We start from the raw sequence: 6,000 nt of genomic DNA on the forward strand, positions 1-6,000 counted from the left end.
CTCGGAGAACATCGGTACGCGCCTTGTCCGCCATCTGCAAGGGGCCGCGAAACTGTCGGTGCCGGCCGCTAGCCTGCCGGCGTGACAAAGGTCGATATGGAGAAGGCCGCGCTGTGTGAGTTCCTCGAGTATCAGCGTGCCAGTGTCCGAGCCATCCTGGCCGATCTGGACCTGGCCTCGCTGCGCAAGCCGGTCCTGCCCTCCGGCTGGTCGCCGCTCGGGCTGGTGGAGCATCTCGGGCATGCGGAGCGCCACTGGTTCCAGGAGGTCTTTCGTGGTTCGGTGGAGCCGTTGCCCTGGCCGGACGAGAACACACCACTGCGCACGACTCGATCGCCGTCCCAGGTCTTCGGCTTCTACCGCGACCAGTGCGACGTCTCCGACGGGATCATCGCCGCGGCCCCGTTGACGGCGGCACCCGCCGGCCGGCACCTGGACGAGACGCTGGCGTCGCAGACCACCGACCTGCGGCGGATCGTTCTGCACGTCATCGAGGAGACCGCCCGGCACGCCGGCCACCTGGACGTCGTCCGCGAGCTGATCGACGGGCGCACCGGGCTCGGGCCGCGGTGAGACGAGGGGGGCGGAGTCGCATGACTCTGATGTCGACGGCCCTCGACTCAGATCGATTCCGACGGCCGCGGTAAGGGCACGGGCGAGTCGACGCGGGTCCGCGCACGGCACCCTGACGGGCGCATGCAGCGGTTCTATGCTGCTGCGATGCAACCCCGCTTGGTCAACGAGGTGCGGCTGCCCGGCATTCGGCAGGTCACGCAGGCAACGGGCCCCGGCTGGGTGGTCACTGAGCGAGACAGCGTCACGGTAAACCTGTTCGACCAGGAACTGCGTCGCGTGGCGCGACTTGCGGTGCCGCTCGACGGCCCGCAGATGAAGGTCAGTGCCACCCTCCGGCTGGTGGCGGCAGGCGACGAGCAACAGATAGTCGTGCTCGACCGCGACGGCGCGATTCGCTGGCGCAGCACCTGGCAGCGACTCGGCGACAGCGCCGGCGCCGACTTCCACCTCGACGGCGACGACACCCTCTGGATCCGTTTGGCCGGCACCGGGGAACTTGTCGCCCTCCACGGCGCGAGAGGCACAGAGATCCATCGCATCCCGCTACCCGGGCCCGAGGCCGCCTGGTTCGTGCACTCGCCCCGCAATGCCTGGACCGGCTTGACGCTGCTCGACCCCGACCGGTCAGACGCCATGCTCATCAGGCTCGACGCCGAGCACATCGTGTCGCGGCCACTCGCCGGTGGAGATCTCGCCGGTTTCAGCCCGGCCGGCGGCCGCTGTCTGACCCTGACCACCGACGGCTTCCTGTCCGTCCGCGACGTCGCGTCCGACGCAGCGATCGCAGAACGACACCTGGAAGATCTGCGGGGCGCGCCACACTGGCTCGCGAGCCCCAGATACGTGGACCACGCGTTGTTCCTCACCGAGGACCTGATCCTCATCGCCGTGAACACCGCAGACCTGCCGAACGACGCCGGGGGCCATCTCCTGCTGTCGGCGCTCAGCCTCGGGTGCCGCTCCGAGGTGCGTTACCCGCGCCACCACGGGTCCGGCTCCGTCCACCCCGCTCACCTGCCGGGCCGATGGCTCACCCGCCAGCACGAGGACGATCAGCTCCGGCTGTGGCAGCTCGACGCTCGCCTCGACGACGAGCCGCTGCCGGGCCAACTCGCGCTGCTCTGACCGCGTCGGTCACGGCACCGCCGCACGCTCACAGCACGCACAGATCAGCGATCAGTGCTCGATAGGTGTCGGCGTCCGGAGGCTGGGGTACGGCGCCGGCCCAGCGTTCCCACCGGCCGCCGGGGCCGAGGTAGCGGTCGGCGTGGCTCGTGCCGAGTCGCAGATCGACGTACCGCAGGGCACCCAGCGCCCAGTGCTGGTCGTAGCGGAGGTCGAGTGCGGGCAGGTAGCGGTCGAGGTATGCGGTCAGGATCTCCGCGTCCGGGTGGTCACCGAAGGCCGCGAGGGCGAAACAGAAGCCCTGGCCGCTGAAGCAGACCTCGCTGCCCAGGAGCAGCTCGCCGACGGTCTGCCGGAACCGGGTACGCCTGTCGAGCCCGATGAGGTAGCCGGCGACCAACCGCGGGCGCCAGTTCGGCAGGCCGCCGGGTTGGAGCAGGAAGACGAGTTCCTCGTCGCTGACGCGTCGAGCATCCTGGCGCAGGGCGTGCACCACTGGAGCGTTCGCGTGCGCGTCCGGACGGACGATGCGACCGTGCAGGAGGTCCAGATAGCGAGCGCTTCCCCGGTCCGACGGGGCGATGACATAGCGGCGGATGGTGCCGTCAGCTGGATCCGGGATCGGCGGCGGGAAGTCCACGGCGACATCATCCCGGATCGGTCAGCGGCGCACCCGGTAGCGCAGGTGCAGCACCCGATCGCCCTGAATCACCACGTCCGGATCCTCCAGCAGGTGCTGCGCGTCCACCGACCCGAAGTAGCGCTTGCCGGAGCCGAACACCACGGGTACGACGTCCATGCGTACCTCGTCGACCAGGCCCGCGGCGAGCGCCTGGCCTCCGACGTCACCGGCGGCGACCTCGACGATGCGGTCCCCCGCGAGTTCCTGCGCCCTTGCCACGGCTGACTCGACGCCGTCGACGAAGTGGAACGGCGCCGCAGGGTCCCAGCCGTCGGGCGCGGGCCGGTGGGTCACGACGACCACGTGGTCGATCCCGCTCGGTGGCGTCCCGTCCCAGCCGTCGGTCAGGTCGAAGACGTGCCGGCCGACGACAGTCACCCCGATCCGGTCCCAGTACGGCCGGACGTAGTCGTGGGACGTCTGCGACACCGTCAACGCGCCGCTGGCGTCCAGCGGGACGTCACCGCTTGTCAACCAGTCGAACAGCGGGCCGGGCTGGTCGTTGTCGTCCGCGACGAAGCCGTCCACCGACACCGAGCTGTACAGGACCACAGTGCCCACGCCGGCTCTCCTCTGTCTCGGGTGCCCCCACGCTAGCGGGCCGTGAGCCGCGGTTCTTGTAGGAAATCAATCGGCCGGCAGCGACCAGCCGTCGATCGCGTGGCCGGGGTGTTCGCGCAGGAACCGCCGCCGCACCTCGATGTACCGGGTCGGTGTGAGCCCGGTGAACGCGCGGAACTCGTGGCCGAAGTGGGCCTGGTCGAAGTAGCCCGCGCCGCTTGCCAGCTCGCCCCAGTCGACGGGCCGGGCGGGGTCGATCGCGAACACGGCGGCGGCGAAGCGGTAGGTGCGGGCCAGCCGCTTCGGTGTGACGCCGACGAGTGCCTTGAACCGCTGCGCCAGGTGGGTGCTGCTGACACCGGCCGCCGTTCTCAGGTAGCCGATCGGCACCGCACCGCTGGTCGCCGCGATGACGCCGCTCGCATGCCGGACGAGGCCCAGGCCGGTGGTCTCGGACAGCCGTCGCGTCAGCTCCTCCTCCAGCAGCGTCAGCATCTCGTGCGGCCCGTCCGCCGTGGCCAGCCGGTCGCGCAGCTCAGCCACGGCGGGCCGGCCCCAGACCTGCTCCAGCGTCACCGGCCGGTCGCGCAGCTCGGCCGCGGGCATCGGCAGGAAGGGCGCCAGACCCCACGGCTTGACGTGTACGCCGACGGAGCGGGTCGGGCGTGGGTAGCCGAACTCGAACGCGCGGGTGGGAGTGGTGATCACGCAACCGTCGGCGTACTCGGTGGTCTCGATGTCGGTGCCGCCGCGGATGCGGAACGGCGCCCCGAGGTTGACGATGAGCAGCGCCGCGGGCATCGGCGGCAGCGTCAGCCGGGGGTACGGGGGCGTACCCGCCAGGTAGTAGAGGCCGTCGATCAGCCCGTCCAGCGGCGGTCGCGGCACTCTGGACACGTACCTCACGCCCACAGCATCGCGGACGCTGCGCCGTCACGGCCGACGCCCCGCCGGGGCCCGGCCATCGTCCGCGACGGGGTGGGGACCGCCGTCCGGGCGCCCCCGCCGTGCGGTCAGGACGGCGCTACGATCCGGCGATGGCCGATGCGGGCGGTGGCGAGCAGCGCGGTGAGGGCCCGGTGTCCGACTGGACGCGGATCGCCGTCAGCTACTGCCAGTACGACGTGTCGACAGTGCCGGGGGAAACCGGCATGCCGATCTACACGGTCGGTGACAGTCTTCTGCACCTCGGCGGGCCGTACCAGTTCACCGGTTTCTGCGGCACCCACACGGGCCGGATCGAGGCACGTGTGCGGGTCCTGCCCGGCCCGCCGGCGGAGGTCGAGGGCGGGTGGGACGCCATCAGTGAGGCGACCATCTGGAGTCCCAGTGGCCTGCTGTCGCTCGTCGGCCTGATGGGCGGGCCTCCGAACGCGCTCACCGACGTCGCCGTCCCGCGCGGGCTGATCCGTGTGCGAGTGCACGCCCGCGACCGGTTGCACGAGACGGTACGCACCGACGACGACCCGCCCGAGCGGCACGAGCTGCACATCTGGGCGGTGACCGAGGAGTCGCGCCCGCGCACCGTGCTGGCCGGCCCGGGTGGTCGCGTTTGGGAGCAGAAGCCGGCGACGGCCGCCGAGTGGGCCCTGCTGTCCCTGGTGCCGCGTCCGTCCGGCCGGGCGGCGATGCTGCCGCCGCCGTACGAGCCGGACGATGACGATGACGATGACGACGCCGACCTGGACCGGGTGACGGTGGTCCGTCACCGGCCCACGCCGGTCGAGATCCCGGCGGTGGTGCTACCGGCCGGTGACCTGGCGATCCGGCTGGACCGGGCCGACGACGAGACTCTGCGATGGACGTGGACCACAGCCGACGAGCCGGTGTTCCCTGATCCGCTCGTCACCCTGCCGGACGACGAGCCGAGTACGGTCCGGCTGACCTCCGGCCCGGACGGCTTCACGCTGCGGCACGAGGGGGTACGGGGCCGGGACGCCTTCGCCCTCGGCGTGATCTGGGACCACCTGCTCGACAGCCCGGGGTCGTACCCGTGGATCGAGACGCTGCGCCGGCAGGCCGCCGAGGCGACCGCGCCGACCGAGACGTACCGGCGACGACCGTGACCGGGGCGCACCTCGCCCTGACCTGATCGCCGTCATCCGACCAGGAACACTGCACCCGCCGCTCACCCGTGTCGGCGCAGTCACCGACCCGCTTCCATCCGTCGAGCTGCCGGGCGCGCTCGGACGATCCGGCTCCCTACCGTCCGCCTCCGGCGAGGATCGCGCGTTCTGCTGAGCGCAAAGAGGACTTCATGCGGTCGTGCCCACGGGCCATGCTGACTCGATGGATTCGCCGAGACGCCTCACTCCCCAGGCCCTGCTCACGAACCTCTACGCGGCCTTCAACCGGCGCGACATCCCCACGCTGCTGGCCGCCATGACGCCGGACGTGTCGTGGCCCAACGGCTGGGAGGGAGGCGTCATTCACGGCCGGGACCAGGTGGGTGCCTACTGGCGCCGGCAGTGGGACCAGCTCGATCCGACCGTCACACCGACCGCGTTCCGCACCGAGGCCGACGGCCGCATCGCCGTCACCGTTCACCAAGTGGTCCATGACAAAGCGGGAGCGAAGCTCGCCGATCACACCGTCACGCACGTCTACCGCCTCGACAACGGCCTGGTGACGGAAATGGAGATCCGAGAGTGACAGGTGCTGACAGGTGTCGATCGAGGCGGTGGCACGGGCCGTCGGACATGGCAGAACTGTATGGCCGGGCTACCCGAGGAGCGCCGCCGCTGCGGCCAGGGTGGCCAGCGACAGCGTCGTGGTCACCACCACCGCCCGGTTGGCCACCGCCTCACCGACGCCGTACTCCTGGGCGAAGATGAACGTGTTCTGCGCCGTCGGCAGGCCCGCGCACACCACCACGGCGAGCAACTGCGGCGCGGACAGATTCAGGGCAAGCCCGGCCGCGTACGCGATGACCGGTTGTGCGACCAGCTTCAGCGCGCTGATCGCGGCCAGCTCGGCGGGCCCGGTCGGTTCGGCCCGCGACGGCGCCGTGGGGTGCAGCGACGCGCCGAGCGCGACCAGGGCGGCGGGCGCCGCGG

8 protein-coding genes are annotated in these 6,000 nt (G+C 71.2%); 4 read left to right on the top strand and 4 right to left on the bottom strand.

The window, feature by feature from the left end:
* The first annotated feature begins 81 nt into the window (after positions 1 to 81).
* Together AC2CHG_RS16175 and AC2CHG_RS16180 are read left to right on the top strand one after the other, a co-directional pair.
* The gene (locus tag AC2CHG_RS16175; protein WP_262015487.1) at positions 82 to 573 is read left to right on the top strand and encodes a DinB family protein; all 492 of its coding nucleotides are present in this window, start codon (positions 82 to 84) and stop codon (positions 571 to 573) included.
* A 123-nt stretch (positions 574 to 696) separates the two neighbouring features.
* Positions 697 to 1,701: a hypothetical protein gene (locus AC2CHG_RS16180; RefSeq protein WP_484525035.1), complete on the top strand. Its 1,005-nt coding sequence runs from the start codon at positions 697 to 699 to the stop codon at positions 1,699 to 1,701.
* A 28-nt stretch (positions 1,702 to 1,729) separates the two neighbouring features.
* Here the strand turns inward: AC2CHG_RS16180 and AC2CHG_RS16185 are convergent, their stop codons facing one another.
* The 3 genes from AC2CHG_RS16185 to AC2CHG_RS16195 form a co-directional block, all read right to left on the bottom strand.
* Positions 1,730 to 2,341 carry a DUF6000 family protein gene (locus tag AC2CHG_RS16185; RefSeq protein WP_484525036.1) on the bottom strand — a complete coding sequence of 204 codons (612 nt, stop codon included), beginning with the start codon at positions 2,339 to 2,341 and terminating at the stop codon, positions 1,730 to 1,732.
* Positions 2,342 to 2,362: 21 nt separating this feature from the next.
* A complete protein-coding gene (locus AC2CHG_RS16190) occupies positions 2,363 to 2,944 on the bottom strand; it encodes a dihydrofolate reductase family protein (protein ID WP_484525037.1) in 582 nt (193 codons plus the stop codon).
* A gap of 66 nt (positions 2,945 to 3,010) precedes the next feature.
* Positions 3,011 to 3,850 (bottom strand): helix-turn-helix domain-containing protein, encoded by an 840-nt coding sequence (locus AC2CHG_RS16195; protein ID WP_484525038.1) that lies wholly within the window; start codon positions 3,848 to 3,850, stop codon positions 3,011 to 3,013.
* A 131-nt stretch (positions 3,851 to 3,981) separates the two neighbouring features.
* On the opposite strand from AC2CHG_RS16195, the gene AC2CHG_RS16200 reads away from it, so the two are divergent.
* Together AC2CHG_RS16200 and AC2CHG_RS16205 are read left to right on the top strand one after the other, a co-directional pair.
* Entirely contained in the window at positions 3,982 to 5,010 is a 1,029-nt protein-coding gene (locus AC2CHG_RS16200; RefSeq protein WP_484525039.1) for a hypothetical protein, read from the top strand.
* Between the two features lie 223 nt (positions 5,011 to 5,233).
* Positions 5,234 to 5,596, top strand: a complete 363-nt coding sequence (locus tag AC2CHG_RS16205; protein WP_402805419.1) for a nuclear transport factor 2 family protein — start codon at positions 5,234 to 5,236, stop codon at positions 5,594 to 5,596.
* Between the two features lie 69 nt (positions 5,597 to 5,665).
* Here the strand turns inward: AC2CHG_RS16205 and AC2CHG_RS16210 are convergent.
* Positions 5,666 to 6,000 (bottom strand): AEC family transporter (locus AC2CHG_RS16210; protein WP_484525040.1); only part of this gene is annotated, 335 nt, incomplete at its 5' end.

The sequence above is a fragment of the Micromonospora sp. ATLC20 genome, assembly GCF_057196585.1.

What these genes read in the sequence shown, in the direction of transcription:
- AC2CHG_RS16180 (WP_484525035.1), top strand. Translation starts at nt 697, where the DNA reads ATGCAGCGGTTCTATGCTGCTGCGATGCAACCCCGCTTGGTCAACGAG.
- AC2CHG_RS16200 (WP_484525039.1), top strand. Translation starts at nt 3,982, where the DNA reads ATGGCCGATGCGGGCGGTGGCGAGCAGCGCGGTGAGGGCCCGGTGTCC.
- AC2CHG_RS16205 (WP_402805419.1), top strand. Translation starts at nt 5,234, where the DNA reads ATGGATTCGCCGAGACGCCTCACTCCCCAGGCCCTGCTCACGAACCTC.